The sequence below is a fragment of the Dictyobacter arantiisoli genome, from assembly GCF_008326305.1.
GTDB lineage: Bacteria > Chloroflexota > Ktedonobacteria > Ktedonobacterales > Ktedonobacteraceae > Dictyobacter > Dictyobacter arantiisoli.
In genome coordinates this window covers 56,970-59,205 of sequence record NZ_BIXY01000039.1, presented here as the reverse complement: position 1 = coordinate 59,205, position 2,236 = coordinate 56,970, and the positions used below count along the sequence as shown (strand labels likewise).

At 42.0% G+C, this 2,236-nt stretch carries 1 protein-coding gene; it reads right to left on the bottom strand.

Features of this window, described 5'->3' with window-relative positions; translation table 11 throughout:
* Positions 1-170: 170 nt before the first annotated feature.
* Entirely contained in the window at positions 171-1,562 is a 1,392-nt protein-coding gene (locus F1593_RS14160; protein WP_149402213.1) for a hypothetical protein, read from the bottom strand.
* Positions 1,563-2,236 lie beyond the last annotated feature (674 nt).

Below are 2,236 nucleotides of genomic sequence, written 5' to 3'. Positions count from 1 at the left end.
GTCTGCTGATCCGCTGGGAGAAGCGCCCGCGTTCCTATCAGACCTTGTTGTGCTTGGCTTGTGCGCTCATTTGCTTTCAACAATGTGATCGCGTTTCCTCCTTGTAGGTTTTCGGATAAGTTCTGAAGGGTGGTTGCTACGGAGGGGGCAGCGCTTGTTTCAATGAAATCTTAGTTGCTTAGCAATGAGAGGTTAGAGAAGGCCACCTCTGTTTTTGCTTGACTGACTGCCATACCGATCTGTCCACCGGTGAGAGTGGTATCTTTCGAGGTACCAATTTTTGTCCCATTCACACTTAAGGTAAAGGTACCATTTTTGTCGGAGACGCTGTAGGTGTTCGGCCAATGGGGTCCTATAAATTCTTTACCGTTAGCTTTGCCATTAGTACCAGCCATGTTATCTTTACTTGGAAAGAGTTGTTGCCAGGGACTTTCACCATTTTTTGTTGTACGATTATCATATTTGTCGAATTCGTAGGTAATATGCGCGCCATTGTTCACTCTAAACATATAGAAGGAGGCTTTATTATTCCCATAGTTTTTACAGTTAAGAACCATTGCATAAAAACTCAAGTTATTCGTGTTACCTGTATCGTAGGTTATATTTGCCATTGTTAAGTTATAGATATAGCTGTTGGGTACTTCATCAATTCCAGGTAAAAGTGCATAGCCAAAGTTATCGCCATCAGGACGAATATGATATGCACCGTTTTTGAAGAAGTAGTCGACTTTGCTAGCAGTATCTTCACCTGTTACCCAGGAGCGGGAAGGGTAGGACAAAGAATCAATGACCAATGATGTTTCTGCAACGGTGGTAGCAGTAGATGCAAATGCTGCAGTAGCGGCAGGGTTGTTTGTCTGTCCTTGCTTACTATTACCAACATTCGCAGTAATGGTATGAGAGTGGCTTTTGGTAGTTAAGGCTGTAGAACTTGTTATCTGAAGCAGATAGTAGCCACTAGAACCCAGCAGCATCAGGAATATCAAAGCAACTAATAAGATAAGCTTGCTCCTGTGCTTTGGCCTGTTGGCCAAGATGCCATTCGAGGATGGTGGTGGTAATGTTCCTGTTTGCGTTTGTGAAATGACAGGCAGGATACCCGTTTTGAACTCCCCTGGTTTGCCAGCAATTGGAATTTTGACCACCTTCACAGCCTGATTGAGCGTGAGCATTCCAGTATTGCTATTATATTGCCCTGCTGCCTGTGTTAACGCGCCAGTTCCAGGATTGTCTAATTGACCCGTGGTCGTGTCTCGTAGGCCATTATAACCTTTGCCACCAAAGAAGTTTCCTGGCGAGTTCGTAGATTTGAAGGGGATGGTAATATCATCTGCCGAATGAGCATACGGAGCTTCGTGTGATAGAGGCTGGTCAGTTGGATTGATATCCTGAGAAAATGAAGCCGCTGAAGAATTGTTTCCAGGTAAAGGATCAATCTGGCTGGCTCCTGATGCTAAATTTAAACGTGGAGGGAAAAGCTGATTGGTAAACTTCACTTTTTTCGGTCGGATTGATTCTTGCTGATGCGATTCCCCTCCGATGGGCGGCTGATTATTTGACATAGCAGATCCCTCTTACGCGGTTTATTTTATTGATACACGTTTTCGGTAGCCTTTAACATCGTTCATTTTCTCTCTGGCATACCACATACCACTACTGATACATAATATGCTATCTTTAATGCTATTGACAATAATATCAAAAGAGTACATGACTAAGGTCATGTCGCTATCCTTGGCGTTTAATTAACAGCAGTTGCGACTGAATAATCTTTAGCATGCCCCATTTCTGCTGCTTAGTCTAAAATCTTCTTGTTAAAATGGATGCTACAACTCTTAAGTTATTCCTACTTAAGAGTTGTAGCATCCATTTTAATGTAAAATCTAATTGATTAATGTACTTAATGAACAATTCATTTGTAAGTCATTCCGCAACTATAATTTTACATTAAACATAGAGTGTTTATTGGGAAACACAAAGGTTATAGTTCTCTACGGTTATCCACTGATTTATAGTCCACACACCACCACAAGCAGAGGCTGTCGTGGTTGGTGCATAGACCATCGTAGACCATACTCTCCATCCGTTGAAAGTATCACTTTCCTGTAAATGGTCACTATTTCTAGTTACCTGTGCACTTAAATTAAAGGTTACGTGGTTGGTGATCTGAAAATCCCCCCAATTGGTACCACAAGTTGGGGAATACCATAAATATATCAAGACTGGATTTCCATTA